The organism is Streptomyces sp. NPDC050988, from assembly GCF_044456225.1.
GTDB lineage: Bacteria > Actinomycetota > Actinomycetes > Streptomycetales > Streptomycetaceae > Streptomyces.
In genome coordinates, this window is sequence record NZ_JBITFQ010000031.1 from 78923 (window position 1) to 93088 (window position 14166).

The following is a 14166-nucleotide window of genomic DNA, read 5'->3' on the forward strand; positions in this document are numbered from 1 at the left end:
CCGACGGGCCACCGCACGCATGCGGCTCAGTGGAAGAAGTGCCGCGTCCCCGTGAAGTACATCGTCACGCCCGCCTTCTTCGCGGCCTCGACGACCAGCTCGTCGCGGACCGAACCGCCGGGCTGGACCACGGCCTTGACGCCGGCGTCGGTGAGGATCTCCAGGCCGTCGGGGAACGGGAAGAAGGCGTCCGAGGCGGCGAAGGCGCCCCGGGCCCGCTCGGCGCCCGCGCGCTCGACGGCGAGCTTGGCGGAGTCGACGCGGTTGACCTGACCCATGCCGACGCCGACGGAGGCGCCGTCCTTGGCGAGGAGGATCGCGTTGGACTTCACCGCGCGGCAGGCCCGCCAGGCGAAGGCCAGTTCCTCCAGCTCGCCGGGCGACAGGGCGTCACCGGTCGCCAGGGTCCAGGAGGACGGGTTGTCGCCGTCGGCCTGGAGGCGGTCGGCGACCTGGAGGAGCCGGCCGCCGTCGATCTGCTTGACCTCGACGGAGGCGGCCGGGCCCTGGTGGGCGCGGAGCACGCGGATGTTCTTCTTCTTGGTGAGGGCCTCCAGCGCGCCGTCCTCGTACTCCGGCGCGACGATGACCTCGGTGAAGATCTCGGCGACCTGCTCCGCCATCTCCTTCGAGACGGGGCGGTTGACGGCGATCACACCGCCGTACGCCGACACCGGGTCGCAGGCGTGCGCCTTGCGGTGCGCCTCGGCGACGTTCGCGCCGATCGCGATACCGCACGGGTTGGCGTGCTTGATGATCGCGACACAGGGCTCGTCGTGGTCGTACGCGGCACGGCGCGCGGCGTCCGTGTCCGTGAAGTTGTTGTACGACATCTCCTTGCCGTGCAACTGCTCGGCGTCGGCCAGACCGCCGCTGCCGTCCACGTACAGCGCGGCGCCCTGGTGCGGGTTCTCGCCGTAGCGCAGGGTGCTGCTCTTCTCGAAGGTCGCGCCGATGAAGTCGGGGAAGGCCGAATCGTCGGCGGGCGCGTACGAGCTCGCGAACCAGGAGGCGACGGCGACGTCGTACGCGGCCGTGTGCTGGAACGCCTCGGCGGCGAGCCGCTTGCGGGCGTGCAGGTCGAAGCCGCCGTCGCGGGCCGCGGACAGCACGTCGGCGTACCGCTCGGGGCTGGTGACCACGGCCACGGACGGGTGGTTCTTGGCGGCGGCGCGGACCATCGAGGGGCCGCCGATGTCGATCTGCTCGACGCACTCGTCGGGCGTGGCGCCCGAGGCGACGGTCTCGCGGAACGGGTAGAGGTTCACGACGACCAGCTGGAACGGCTCCACGCCCAGCTCGCCGAGCTGCTGCCGGTGGGACTCCAGCCGCAGGTCGGCGAGGATGCCCGCGTGCACGCGCGGATGCAGCGTCTTGACCCGGCCGTCCAGGCACTCGGGGAAGCCGGTGAGCTCCTCGACCTTGGTGACCGGGACTCCGGCGGCGGCGATCCTCCCGGCGGTGGAGCCGGTGGAGACCAGCTCGACACCGGCCGCGTGCAGGCCGCGGGCGAGGTCTTCAAGACCTGTCTTGTCGTAGACGCTGATGAGCGCGCGGCGGATGACCCGCTTCGTGTCCTGCGAACCCTGCGTGCCCTGAGTGCCCTGCGTACCTTCGGCGGTCACGGGATAAATACCTTTCGTCCCTCAATGCGATAGCCGTTGCGGGCGAGCCGCCCCACGACATCGACGAGCAGCCTTCGCTCGACTTCCTTGATGCGCTCGTGCAGAGCGCTCTCGTCGTCCTCGTCCCGGACCTCGACCACGCCCTGAGCGATGATCGGGCCGGTGTCGACGCCGTCGTCGACGAAGTGGACGGTGCACCCGGTGACCCTCGCGCCGTACGCGAGGGCGTCGCGAACGCCGTGCGCCCCCGGGAAACTCGGCAGCAGCGCGGGGTGGGTGTTCACGAACCGGCCGCCGTAGCGGGCCAGGAACTCCTTGCCCACGATCTTCATGAACCCGGCCGAGACGACGAGATCCGGCTCGTACGCGCCGGTGGCCTCGGCCAGTGCCCTGTCCCACTCGTCACGCGTGGCGTGGTCCTTCACCCGGCACACGAAGGTGGGAAGCCCGGCACGCTCGGCGCGCTCCAGGCCCGCGATGTTGTCGCGGTCAGCGCCGACCGCGACGATCTCGGCTCCGTAGGCGGCCGTCCCCTCCGACGCGATCGCGTCGAGGAGGGCCTGCAGATTCGTACCTGATCCGGAGACCAGCACGACGAGGCGCTTGGCCTTGGCCACGGCGGGGCCCTTTCTCGGAGGTTTTCGGGGTTCCTGGGGGTTCGTGGGGTTCTTGGGAGGCGGCTCTCGGTGAGAGTGCGTCCGCGGTCGGCGTTTGTACGGTCGTACGAATGCATCGAGCCCCCGGATACGGGGAAGTCTACGAAGCGGCCGACCGTCAGCAACGATACCGGCACACCGGGCGGCCCCCACGGGACGGGGGCGTGGCCGGAAGGTAGCGTCTGGGGAGGATCCGCCCGGGGAACACGGTGCGCACAGGGGAACGCCTTTCGCGCACGGGACGTTGACCAGGGACGGGTACGAACGCTTGGGCGCGAGCCCCGGACACGTAACCAGCTCTGTGGACACGTTGCCGCCAGAGACCATCAAGGGGAAGACGCACACCTGATGCCGGACCGCAGTCTCCGACTCCCTCCGCTCCTGCTGCGCGAGCGGCGCCCTTCTCCCACGCCGCCGCGGGAGAGCGACGACGTGCCCGAGGGCGGGCAGGGCTCCGCGGGCGGGCAGGGTTCCGCAGGTGGGCAGGGCTCCTCGGGTGGCCGGGGCGGCTCCGGTGGCGCGGGCGGCTCCGGTGCGCCCGACTCCGGGCAGCGGCCCGAGCCGCCGCAGCCTCCTGCCGACGACAACCCCTTCGCCCCGCCGCCCGAGGGCACGCCCGACCGGCCCTGGCAGCCGCGGCGGCCCGCGGGCGGACAGGGCGAGGGCGGCCAGGACGGCCGGGGCGAGGGCGACGGCTCCCCCTGGGGCAGCCAGTGGAGCGACCGCCAACCGGGGCCCGCGCAAGGCGGCCGCTTCGGTGACCGGCCCGGTCCCAACGGCGGATCCAACGGCGGCTCCGGCGGCGGCCAGAACGGTCCGGAAGGGCCCGGCGGCCCAGGCACCGGCATGCGCTGGGACCCGACGGACCCCGCCCAGCGCCGCGCGCGGTTCGCGCTGCTGTCCGGTATGTGGGCGTTCTTCTTCGCCCTCTTCAGCTGGCCGTACGTGGCGCTGCTGCTCGGCGCGCTGGCCATGTACTGGGCGATCAGCGCCCTGCGCGCCAAGCCGCCGCGCACGCCGGATCCGAACACCCCGGCGCCGCCCACCTCGGGCGCCAGGCCCCAGACCACGGCGGCGATCAGCGGCCTGGTCACCGCGTCCCTGGCCCTCGCCATGGTCGCGGCCACCTTCACGGCCCAGCTCGTGTACAGCGACTACTACACGTGCGTGAACGACTCGCTCACGAACACGGCGAAGAAGTCCTGCGACAAGTTGCTGCCGGAGGAGCTGCGGGGGTTGCTGGGGACGCAGGGCTGAGGCCAGGCCCTGCTTCGTACGTGCTGCAGGCGTGGGTTGACTTGGAGTGCGCTTCAAAATCCATGCTCCTCTCGACGCCCGCCGCTCGGCGGGCCGAAAGGGGAGGACACCCGCATGCGCTACCGCACGATCGGAACGGCCCCCGGGACCCGCCGTGAGGTGAGCGTCCTCAGCCTCGGCGCGATGCTGTTCGGGACGGTCACGGACGAGGCGACCTCGTTCGCGATCCTCGACCGGTTCGTCGAGGCGGGCGGCACGTTCATCGACACGTCCGACAACTACGCGTTCTGGGTCGACGGTACGCAGGGCGGCGAGAGCGAGGCCCTGCTCGGCCGTTGGCGGCGCAGCCGTGGCATCGGCGACGAGATCGTCATCGCCACGAAGCTGGGCGCACGGCCGCTCGCCCCTGGCACGAGCTACACCGACAACCCGGAGGGACTGTCCGCCAAGGCGATCCGGGAGGCGGTGGAGGGCAGCCGCGAGCGGCTCGGCGTACCGAAGCTGGATCTGCTGTACGCCCACATCGAGGACACGACCGTTGCCCCGCGGGAGACCGTCGAGGGCTTCGCCGAACTCGTCGCCGAGGGCACGGTCGGGCTGCTCGGCGCGAGCAACCACTGGACCTGGCGCCTGGAGCGGGCCCGGAGCCTCGCGGCGGCGGCCGGCCTGCCGGGTTACGAGGTCCTCCAGTACCAGCACAGCTATCTGCGCAAGCGCGCCGACCTGCCCGGGCAGCTCTCGCCGGACGGCGACCAGGGCGTGACCGGCGGCGACCTGCTCAGCTATCTGCGCGACGACCCGTCCCTCACGCTCGTCGCCTACACCCCGCTCCTGTCCGGCCGTTACGTCCGCGAGGACAAGCCGCTCGGCCCGGAGTTCGACCACGCGGGCACCCCGGCCCGGCTGGCGGCGCTCCGCTCGGTCGCCGAGGAGACCGGCGCGACGGTCAACCAGGTGGTCCTGGCATGGCTGATCGACGGCGAGGTCCCGGCGATCCCCCTGGTCGGCTGCTCCTCGGTGGCCCAGCTGAACGAGAACCTGGCAGCGGTGGACCTGGAACTGACGGCGGATCAGCGGGCCCGGCTGGACGCGGCCCGCTGACCCCCGTCAGTCCCTTCGGTCCCCCCGGTCCGGGGAGTCGGTCGGGCCGGACGCCTGCTTGAGAGCGGCCCAGCGGGCCTCACGCGAGACGTCGTCGTGCCAGAGCGAGCCGAAGGAGTCGGAAGGGGGCAGGAAGTCGTACGGCTCGAAGTCGGGGTCCGGGGTGGCGCGGCGAGTCTCGGCGGGGGTGCGGGGAGTGACGGGGGCGCCGGGGATGCCGGGCGGCCCTTCCGGCTGCCGCCGACGCCGACCACGGGAGAACCAGCTGGTGCGCGGGGTGGGCTGAGTGGGCTGAGTGCTCTGGGCGCGCAGGGGCGGCGGGGGTTCAGTGGGGAGTTCGGGCGCCGGGCGGCGGTGGAGCGGGGATGCGGGCGGCTCGGGTTCGAGGGGCTGGTGGGCGAGGCTCTCGGGGGCGATGGACTTGGGGTGCAGGGTCTGCTCGGGGGGCCCGGCTGCGGGGCGAGAGGTCTGCTGGGAGGACTTGAGCTCGGTCCGAGGGGCCCGCTCAGAGGACCACTCAGGGCGAGAAGCCCCCTCGGAGAGCCCGAAGCCCGGCTGATGGGCCTGCTCGGACGGCTCGTCGCCCGGGCGAGCCCCTCCTGACCGCTTGGGGGCGTGGGACGGGAACGGGCCTCCTGACGGCTCGGAGCCCGGAAGGTGTGACTGCGGCTCCTCGGCCGACGGCTCCCGGACCAGCCGCTCATGAGCCGGAGCCACCCCGCCCGAAAGCTCATCGGCCGAGAGCTTCGCGCCCGAAGGCGCCGATCCCAGAAGCTCACGGGCCGAGGAGCCCGAGACCAGAAGCTCATCCGCCAAACGCTTCGCGAGCAGAGGCTCAGGCACCGGAGTCGCCCCGCCCACAGGCTCATTGGCCGAACGCTTCGGGCCCACATGCTCCTGAACCTCTTTCCCCTGCACCCCGTTCCCTTGCACCCCGTTCCCTTGCACCCCGTGTTCTTGAACCGCCAGTTCAGGAACCACCGCTTCCTGAACTCCCTTCCTCCGCCCCCAAGGCCCCCGCACCCAAGAAGCCCACCCCCGAACCCCACTCCCCCGCACAGCCCGTACGCGGGGCGCCCGCGGCACCCGTACTCGCGGCTCTCGCAACCGCAAAGCGCGCAGGACGAGGGCGACCGGCACGCCCACCACCGCGGTCCACCCGGCCGCCGCGGGCCCCGTCTGCCACCAGACGGGGCCGAAGTCGGCGAGGGCGTGCGTGCCGAGGGGGCCGCCCGACAGGGTGGCGAGGACCGCGAGTGCCAGTCCGCACAGGAGTGCCGCGAGGGCCGCGTTGCCGGCGGTCCGGCCGGGCGACCAGGCCTCACCACGGTCGGCCGCCACCGGAACCCGGAGCTTCTTCCTCTTACTCTCTCCGTCTCCCTCCCCCGCGTCCTTCCGCCCCGGCACCCCCGCCCGCACCGTGAACCAGGCCACCACCACGCCCGCCACCAACGGCACGGCCCCCGCCGCCCAGTTCACCGGAGTGCCGGGGCCCGCGACCGGGACAGCCGCCAGCAGGGGAAAGGGCGGCAGCAGCGGACCTGGTGAGGACATCAGGGGATCGGCCGCGTGCCCCGCGCCGAGTACGAAGCCGGGTCCGAGGGCGTACGCCGCCCCCCACACCGCCGCGTTCGGCACGAGGACGAGTGCCAGCAGCAGGACCGCGAACCGTCCCGACCAGCTCTCCGTGAGATGCAGGAACGACTCGCGGGCCAGGCCTCCGTGCCACACCAGCGAGGCGCCGACCAGCACGGCCCCGCCCCCCACGAGCACCGCCGCACCCGCGCTCGCCGCGCGCACGGCGGCCGGGAGCCGGAACCCGGGGACGGCGGAGGAGAAGGAGACGAAGGAGTCGAAGGGGAGGGCGCGGAGAGCCCGGCGCACGGGCGGCGCCAGCGGCTCCCGGGGGCGCCCGTACGCCGTCCACGCGCCCACCCCCGCCGCGGTCACCGCGAGCAGCGGGAGCCATACGGCGACCGACGCCCAGGACGGACTCAGCGCACCGTCCGAGGCGTACACGGCCGCGGCCGCGCCGACCGTCAGATAGCCCGCGACGACACCGCCCCAGGCCGTGCGGACGGCGGGCGGTGCCGATTCCTCGTCGCCGTCCGCCGCGTCGCGCCCCGCGCGGTGCAGCAGCCACGTGGGCAGCACGACCAGGAGCAGCGGGGTCACGCCGACGGGCGCGGGTACGCCGGACAGCGTGTCCGTGCGGACGAGTTCGCAGCCGTGCGCGAGCAGCCACAGCCCGGCGGCGACATGCAACGCCCCGTCAGGACCGCTGTCCGGATAGGGCGAACTGATCCACAGAACCGTCACGAGTACGGTGAACGCCGCCAGTCCGAGCCCCGCGGCGAGCGCGCCGCCGACCATGCTCGCGGCCAGTCCCGGTGACCTCCTGCGCCATCGGGCCGGCAGGGCGGGCTTGGCCGGCGGGGTCGGCAGGGACGGGCTGCGGTCCGGACTGCGGTCGGTCGTCTGGGTCACGCCGCCATGCTCCCAACGACACGCGCTTTCTCCTCGTAACAGGCGAACTCCGGATGTGTCGCTCAAGATACTTTTTATGTACTTTTACGTACGAAGGGGCGCCCGGTGACGCAGACCCCTGCCTGCCCGCCGCCACTTCCGGAGGCCGAGGCCGAGGACAGGACCGAGGTGAACACCGAGGCGGAGTACCAGACGGAGAGCCAGGACGGGACCGAGGTGGAGGCCGACCTCGAACCCGCGCCCCCCGCCCCCGCCCTGACGCCCGGTCAGGCCTTCGACGCCCTCTACACGTACGCGGCCCCCGCCCTCGTACGGCAGACCTATCTGCTGACCGGGCGGCGCGAGTTGGCGCGCGAGTCCGTGGAGCGGGCCTTCCAACTGGCGTGGCAGCGCTGGCCGGAGGTGGCGGTCGACCGGGATCCGGCGGGCTGGGTGCGGGCGGCGGCGTACGAGTACGCGACGTCCCCCTGGCACCGGCTGCGTCTTCGGCACCGGACTCCGGAGCCACCGCCCGCCGCCCTGGACGACCGCCGGCTGCTCTCCGTACTGCTCGGCCTGCCACCGGCGTACCGGCGCACCGTGCTCCTCCACGACGGGCTCGGCATCGGGCTGCCGGAGACCGCGGCCGAGACGGAGGCGAGCACGCCCGCGGCGGTGGGCCGGCTGCTGCACGCGCGCGAGGTCGTCGCCGCGCGCGTGCCCGAGCTGGCGGATCCGCGGGAGCTGCGGCTCAGGCTGACGGAGCTGGGGAGCAAGGAGTCGCTGCGGACCGCCGCGAAACCCGTCGTGGTGCGGTCGGGAAGCGAGCGCCGCGCCCGCCGCTGGACCCGCGCGGCGATCGCCTTCACGGTCCTGCTCATCGGGTCCACCGCGTTCACGCTCCGCACGGCTCCCGACCACTACGAGGCCCCGCAGGCGCCCGCCGCGACGATCAGCGGGGTTCCGCCGCGGTCGGGCCCCGGTCCGCTGTCCGAGGAGGAGCAGGAACTCCGCGCCAAGCTCCGCTCGACGTTCCAGAGCGGTCCGGAGAGGCTCCGGCCTGAACTCCGCTGAGGGGCACGGGTACGAAACCCGCCGGACAGACGGCGACGCGGACGGGCCCGCACCCCTGGAGAAGGGGTGCGGGCCCGTCCGCGTACAGGCTGCGAATCAGCCGGCGAGGGGCCGGCTGCCAGGAGCCGTGGTCAGCCGGCGAGGATGGCGCGGGCCAGCTTCGCCGTCTCGGTCGGGGTCTTGCCGACCTTGACTCCGGCGGCCTCCAGGGCCTCCTTCTTCGCGGCGGCCGTGCCGGAGGAGCCGGAGACGATGGCGCCGGCGTGGCCCATGGTCTTGCCCTCGGGCGCGGTGAAGCCCGCGACGTAGCCGACGACCGGCTTGGTCACGTTCTTCGCGATGAAGTCCGCGGCCCGCTCCTCGGCGTCGCCGCCGATCTCACCGATCATGACGATCAGGTCGGTGTCGGGGTCGGCCTCGAACGCGGCGAGCGCGTCGATGTGCGTCGTGCCGATGACCGGGTCGCCACCGATGCCGACGGCCGACGAGAAGCCGATGTCACGGAGCTCGTACATCATCTGGTACGTCAGCGTGCCGGACTTCGAGACCAGGCCGATGCGGCCCGGCTTGGTGATGTCGCCCGGGATGATGCCGGCGTTGGACTGGCCCGGCGTGATGAGGCCGGGGCAGTTCGGGCCGATGATGCGGGTCTTGTTGCCCTTCGACTTCGCGTACGCCCAGAAGGCGGCGGAGTCGTGGACGGCGATGCCCTCGGTGATGACGACCGCGAGCGGGATCTCGGCGTCGATCGCCTCGACCACGGCGGCCTTGGAGAAGGCCGGCGGCACGAAGAGGACGGACACGTTCGCGCCCGTCTTCTCGATCGCCTCGGCGACCGTGCCGAATACCGGGATCTCGGTGCCGTCGACGTCGACGGACGTGCCGGCCTTACGGGGGTTGACGCCACCGACGATGTTGGTGCCGTCGGCCAGCATGAGCTTGGTGTGCTTCATGCCCGTGGAGCCGGTCATGCCCTGGACGATGACCTTGCTGTCCTTGTTGAGGAAGATAGCCATGGCTGTGGTTTTCCCTCGTCCCTTACTTGGCCGCGGCCAGCTCGGCGGCCTTGTCGGCCGCGCCGTCCATGGTGTCCACGCGCTGCACCAGCGGGTGGTTGGCGTCGGACAGGATCTTGCGACCCAGCTCCGCGTTGTTGCCGTCGAGACGGACGACCAGCGGCTTGGTGACTTCCTCGCCCTTGTCGGCGAGCAGCTGCAGCGCCTGGACGATGCCGTTGGCGACCTCGTCACAGGCGGTGATGCCACCGAAGACGTTGACGAACACGGACTTGACGTCCGGGTCGCCGAGGATGATCTCCAGGCCGTTCGCCATCACGGCCGCGGACGCGCCGCCGCCGATGTCGAGGAAGTTGGCCGGCTTCACGCCACCGTGGTTCTCACCGGCGTACGCGACGACGTCCAGGGTGCTCATGACGAGACCCGCGCCGTTGCCGATGATGCCGACCTCGCCGTCGAGCTTGACGTAGTTGAGGTTCTTCTCCTTGGCGGCGGCCTCGAGCGGGTTGGCCGCGTCCTTGTCCTCAAGGGCCTCGTGCTCCGGCTGGCGGAAGTCGGCGTTCTCGTCGAGCGAGACCTTGCCGTCCAGCGCCAGGATGCGGCCGTCCTTGGTCTTCACCAGCGGGTTGACCTCGACGAGGAGCGCGTCCTCGGCGACGAAGGTCTCCCACAGCGTCACCATGGCCTCGGCGACACCCTCGGCCACCTCGGCCGGGAACTTCGCCTGGGCCACGATCTCGCGGGCCTTCTCGATGTTCACGCCCTCGACGGCGTTGACCGGGACCTTCGCGAGGGCCTCGGGGGTCTTCTCCGCGACCTCCTCGATGTCCATGCCGCCCTGCACCGAGGCCATGGCCAGGAAGGTGCGGTTGGTGCGGTCGAGGAGGTACGAGACGTAGTACTCCGCCTCGATCTCCGGGGACAGCTCGGCGATCATCACCTTGTGGACCGTGTGGCCCTTGATGTCCATGCCGAGGATGTCGGTCGCACGGGCGACCGCCTCGTCGGGGTCGGCGGCGAGCTTGACGCCGCCGGCCTTGCCTCGGCCACCGACCTTCACCTGGGCCTTGACGACGGACTTGCCGCCAAGCCGCTCGGTCGCCTCGCGGGCTGCCTCAGGCGTGTCGATCACTTCACCGGCCAGCACCGGTACACCGTGCTTGGCGAAGAGGTCCCTCGCCTGGTACTCGAACAGGTCCACGCGCGTCCGTCCCTATCAGGTATCTCGCGGTTCGTTGTCTGCGTGGGCGTGCCGCGAAGGGCAACGTGACTGCGCGGTCACAAGGAGGGCGTGGGCACGGTGGCCGGCACGCGGCATGTCCGCCTCGCAGGTTATCCCCGCTCGTGGTGGGGTCGTAAATCGCAGATCACACCTGGGCGGTGATTACGGTCACAGATTGCCAGTTTAAAGGGCCTCACCAGGCTGGGGTTTGCCTGGTGAGGCCCCTCGAACAGCCCCCAACAGTGACCTAAGGGGCGTAGGGCGGGCGGTCCCCACCCCAATGAGGACCGCCCGGCCCTGACCACAGGGTTTCGGTCGCACGGACCGACGGATTTCGGCCGTACGTGGCCGTCGCCCTGCGGGGTTCGGTGGGTGCCGTACGACCGGCCGCCGGGCTCGGTCGTACGGCGGAGGCGTCGGTCAGACGCCGTATCGGTCAGACGCCGTAGGGGGAGCCGTGCCGCCCGTACTGCCCGGACCGGGCGGTCGGCGCGTGGTTCGGGTTGGCCGTGTACCGGGCGGTCGGCAGATAGCTCGGGGTGACGGACTCGGCGACGTCCTCGACTCCGCCGACGGCGTTTCCGGCCAGCGGGCCGGCGGCCGACGCGACGGTTCCGGTCACGTTCCGCGCGAAGGGCCCGACCTGTCCGGTCACGTCGGCCGCGAACGGGGCGATCTCGCCGACGACACCGTCCGCGAAGGGACGTACGTCGCCGGTGACGCCGTACGCCAGCGTCGTGGCGCTGCCGCCGACACCGTCCACAACGGGCCGGACGTACTCGACGACCGTGTCCACGACCGGCCGCACCGCGCCGACGGCACCCCCGGCGAAGGGGCCGACCCGGCCGACGACACCCTGCGCGAACGGGTCGACCTCGCCGACCACGCCGTACGCGAGCGGCGGGACGTCACCGACGACACCGCCCACGAAGGGCCGCACGTCGCCGACGACACCGACTACGCCGTCGGCGAGCACGGTCGCGTCACCGACTGCCCGCCCGGCGACGGGCACCACACCGTCCACCGCCGTGGCGGCCACGGGCGGCAGGACGGAGTCGACGGTCTCGTCGGTGACCTGGGTGACCACCGCGGTGGCGTACGGGGGGACGTCCGCGACCACGCCCGTCGCGTAAGGGGCGACATCACCGACGACGCCGGTCGCGTACGGGCCGACGTTCCCGACCACTCCCGTCGCGTACGGGGTCACGTCGCCGGTGACGCCGTCGGTGTACGTGCGTACGTCGGACACCGCGTCGGCCACCACTTCGTGGGCGAGGCCGGTGGTGTTGCCCACGGCCTGGCCGGCGACCGGGACCACGCCGTTCACGGCAGCGGTGGCGACCAGGGTGACTCCGGTCACGGCCTGGTCGGCGACGGGGGCGACCCCGCCGACGGCCTGCCCGGCGATCGGGGTGACGCCGTGCACGGCGGTGGCGGCGACGGGCGGCAGCGCGGTGGCGGCCGTCTCGTCGACGACCGGGGTGACGGACCGGGTGACGGTCCCCTGGATGCCGCGGACGGTGGAGGGGAGGCCGGTGACCGTGTTCTGGAGGTGGGCGGGCACGCCATGCGTGGTGGCGCGGGCGGCGGGGGCGGTCCGGCCGGCGGTGGCGACGGTCTGCTGCACCTTCGCACGGGCGCCGGAGGGGACGGCGGTTGCGGTGCGCCGGGTGGCCCCGAGCTTCGTCTGCGTGGCGGCGAGGGCCTGCTCCAGCTCCGGCGCGAACGCCGAGAGGGGGCCGAAGAGGTAGTCGACCTCGCTGTGGGGGTGGGGGCCGGGGGCGTCGGACAGGGCGTCGGGCAGGGCGTCGGTGGCCCTGGCGGTCGCCTCGGCGGCGGTCTTCGCGGGGGTCGCGGCCACGGCCTTGGCCTGGGTCTTGTGGGCGGCCGGGAGCTCGGTGTCGACGTACCGGCGGGCCTGGTCGGCGGCCTTCGTCTTCGTAGCGGCGGCCGGCTTCGCCCTGGCGACGGTGTCCTGCGCCTTGGCGGTCGTGCCGTCGGTGACGTCGGTTACGTCCGTGAGGGTGTCCGTGGTCGTGCCGGTGGCCGGGGAGACGTCCGTGCGGACGTCACCGACCACCCCGTCGACGGTGTCGGTGACCGTGCCGACCACGTCGTCCACGGAGAGGGACGCGTCGGGTACGGAGGCGGACGTGGCGGGCAGTTCGTCCGCGCTGGCGACGGCTGAGCCGAGCGCCCAGGCGCCGGTGACGCCGGCGGCTATGACGATGGAACGGCGAATGTTCTTGTGCATGCGTGCGTCAGTCCTTCGGAAGACCGAGAGTTCGGGACGTGGTGTGGAGAGGGACCGGGCGTCCGGAGGGGCCGATGCGGCGCGTCGGTGAGGGGGGTCGAGCACCGACGGCCTTGGCGGCGGCCCGCGTCCGGGTGTGTCCGGCCGATCGCGTCCGGAGAGATCGGAGTGATGTCCGGACGGGCACGGGCAGACCTGTTCCGCCCCCGCGCGGCAGGTCTCAGCGAGGGGGGGAAGGCCGGCTCTAGCCGGGGAACGCCGGAATGTCCCGGTGCCTGTCCCGGGTCCCGGCCGCGGTGACGTCCGCGGCGGCGCCGGGCACCAGCGTCGGCCGGGCCCTCTCGTTCAACGCGACGGCCTGCGCGTCGCCGTGCCGCGGCGACCCGTTGTCGACCGCGGAGTGACGCCCCAACACACCCGTGGGGTCACCGTCGGGAACCTGGTGCACGGGTGCCTGAACGGCCCGAGTGTCCCGGGTGTCCGCGTGGCGGCGTACGTCGTCACCGGCCGCCGCGGGGCCACCGGCGAACCCCGGCCCGTACGCCGTCACCGCGCCGTCGTCGCGCGACTGCTTCTCGGCCGCCCGATGGTCGTCCGTCACCCCGCCGGGCTGCTGCGGCGCCGTGCCGACCGGCAGGGTCTGCCCCGGAACCGCCGGCAACGGCAGCCCCGGCAACTCCGGGAGCCCGGGAAGGCCCGGCAGCGTGGGCAGTTGAGGCAGCGACGGCCACCACTGCGGCGGAGCCGGCCGCTCGACGATCCCGCCGATGGCCCCGCCGGTGACCCCGCCAGCGATCTGATCCACCAGATCGCCGATGGGCCGTACGACATCCTCGGCGACCGGCGGCATCACGCGCTCGGTGACCGGGCGTGCCGCCTGCTTGGTGACCGGCCGCACGACGCGCTCGGTCACCGGCCGCACGGCCGGCTCGGCGACCGGCCCTACGACTCGCTGGACTTCGTCGGTCACGGGTGTGATCGCTTTGGGGAGTCCCCCATGTTCGGAGCCGGAGCCGGAGGCAGTGGTGGGGTCGGAGCCGGGGGCCGCGGTGGGAGCGGACGGCGGCGGGGTGGCCGGCGAGACCGTCGCGGAGCGTGAGTTCGAACCCGAGGGCCGCTCTCCGATCCGCTGCCACGGCTCCGCCGTACCCTTCGCCAACCGCTCGACCGAACTCGTCACCGACCGCACGACATCCGTGGGCTTCGAGGCCGGCGCGACTCCGTCCGCCGCACTCGCCTGCTCCCCGCCGAGGAGCCCCAGCACGAACAACCCGCCCACCAGCAACGCCACTTGCAGCGCACGCCGCCCCGCCGTCGTGCGCGGCATGCGCAGAGCGGCATCGGGCGGTACGGCTGACAGGGCCAAGGCGGGAGAGCCTCCCGTGCGGAGGGACGAGGTGAAGCGAGGTGACGTGAGGTGAGGTGGGGCGGAGTGGAGCGAACCGGGGCGCGGCTACGAGGCTGCGCGCCCTCTGAAGACCCGCCGATCCTTGCA

General features: G+C 72.7%; 9 protein-coding genes and 1 pseudogene. 3 read left to right on the forward strand and 7 right to left on the reverse strand.

The window, feature by feature from the left end; genetic code table 11:
* Positions 1-26: 26 nt before the first annotated feature.
* Both purH and purN read right to left on the reverse strand, forming a co-directional pair.
* Positions 27-1625, reverse strand: coding sequence for a bifunctional phosphoribosylaminoimidazolecarboxamide formyltransferase/IMP cyclohydrolase (purH, locus tag ACIBEI_RS40380; protein WP_398895690.1), 1599 nt, complete (start codon positions 1623-1625; stop codon positions 27-29).
* Positions 1622-2242: a phosphoribosylglycinamide formyltransferase gene (gene purN, locus ACIBEI_RS40385; protein WP_398895691.1), complete on the reverse strand. Its 621-nt coding sequence runs from the start codon at positions 2240-2242 to the stop codon at positions 1622-1624. Before purN ends, purH begins: the two co-directional genes overlap by 4 nt.
* A gap of 387 nt (positions 2243-2629) precedes the next feature.
* On the opposite strand from purN, the gene ACIBEI_RS40390 reads away from it, so the two are divergent.
* Both ACIBEI_RS40390 and ACIBEI_RS40395 read left to right on the forward strand, forming a co-directional pair.
* Positions 2630-3538 carry a hypothetical protein gene (locus ACIBEI_RS40390; RefSeq protein ID WP_398895692.1) on the forward strand — a complete coding sequence of 303 codons (909 nt, stop codon included), beginning with the start codon at positions 2630-2632 and terminating at the stop codon, positions 3536-3538.
* A 114-nt stretch (positions 3539-3652) separates the two neighbouring features.
* A complete protein-coding gene (locus ACIBEI_RS40395) occupies positions 3653-4639 on the forward strand; it encodes an aldo/keto reductase (RefSeq protein ID WP_398895693.1) in 987 nt (328 codons plus the stop codon).
* Between the two features lie 6 nt (positions 4640-4645).
* Here the strand turns inward: ACIBEI_RS40395 and ACIBEI_RS40400 are convergent, their stop codons facing one another.
* Positions 4646-7012 carry a DUF6350 family protein gene (locus ACIBEI_RS40400; RefSeq protein ID WP_398895749.1) on the reverse strand — a complete coding sequence of 789 codons (2367 nt, stop codon included), beginning with the start codon at positions 7010-7012 and terminating at the stop codon, positions 4646-4648.
* Positions 7013-7213: 201 nt separating this feature from the next.
* On the opposite strand from ACIBEI_RS40400, the pseudogene ACIBEI_RS40405 reads away from it, so the two are divergent.
* Positions 7214-8179, forward strand: a pseudogene (locus ACIBEI_RS40405) (RNA polymerase subunit sigma-24); the annotation flags it as partial.
* Positions 8180-8310: 131 nt separating this feature from the next.
* On the opposite strand, the gene sucD reads toward ACIBEI_RS40405, so the two are convergent.
* The 4 genes from sucD to ACIBEI_RS40425 all read right to left on the reverse strand — a co-directional run bounded on the left by sucD (position 8311) and on the right by ACIBEI_RS40425 (position 14037).
* Entirely contained in the window at positions 8311-9195 is an 885-nt protein-coding gene (sucD, locus tag ACIBEI_RS40410) for a succinate--CoA ligase subunit alpha (protein ID WP_143639188.1), read from the reverse strand.
* Between the two features lie 22 nt (positions 9196-9217).
* Positions 9218-10396 carry an ADP-forming succinate--CoA ligase subunit beta gene (sucC, locus tag ACIBEI_RS40415; RefSeq protein ID WP_143639186.1) on the reverse strand — a complete coding sequence of 393 codons (1179 nt, stop codon included), beginning with the start codon at positions 10394-10396 and terminating at the stop codon, positions 9218-9220.
* A gap of 457 nt (positions 10397-10853) precedes the next feature.
* Positions 10854-12671: a hypothetical protein gene (locus ACIBEI_RS40420; protein ID WP_398895694.1), complete on the reverse strand. Its 1818-nt coding sequence runs from the start codon at positions 12669-12671 to the stop codon at positions 10854-10856.
* 244 nt (positions 12672-12915) lie between these two features.
* Entirely contained in the window at positions 12916-14037 is a 1122-nt protein-coding gene (locus tag ACIBEI_RS40425) for a hypothetical protein (RefSeq protein ID WP_398895695.1), read from the reverse strand.
* Positions 14038-14166 lie beyond the last annotated feature (129 nt).